This window comes from Streptococcus suis (assembly GCF_002964045.1).
GTDB classification, from domain to species: Bacteria; Bacillota; Bacilli; order Lactobacillales; family Streptococcaceae; genus Streptococcus; species Streptococcus suis_U.
Genome location: NZ_POPB01000516.1, coordinates 1 through 375, shown reverse-complemented (window position 1 = coordinate 375; position 375 = coordinate 1). Strand labels below are relative to the sequence as shown.

Annotated in this window: 1 protein-coding gene; it reads right to left on the bottom strand. The window is 41.1% G+C overall.

Annotation, left to right across the window (positions count from 1 at the left end):
- Positions 1 to 242 (bottom strand): YSIRK-type signal peptide-containing protein (locus tag C1E99_RS12420; protein ID WP_161951204.1); only part of this gene is annotated, 242 nt, incomplete at its 3' end.
- Positions 243 to 375 lie beyond the last annotated feature (133 nt).

Here is a 375-nt window from a genome sequence, read left to right as displayed (position 1 = left end):
GCTTCTATCGCAGTTGTGGTCGCTTCTACCGAGCCACCATCCTGTTCCGAAAGAGTCGTTGAACTAGTTGACGCAGGGAGGACGACTTCCTCTGCCTGCACTAGTTGACCAGCTCCACTTAAAAACAGAGCAGCCGCAATCCCAACAGAGGCTACACCTACATTTAGTTTACGAATGCCAAAAATCTGTTTCTTCTCTAGCATCCCTGTTCGTTTCATATTCTGAACGGATTTCTTTTTCATAGACTCCTCCATATAAATAAGTTTGAATTGTACACTACCAGTATATACAATTCCAAGGAGTCTTTGCAAACGTTTTCTCAAATGTTAGCGGTAACAAGTTTTGAGCTACTATCTAACAAAAATAGAATAAATA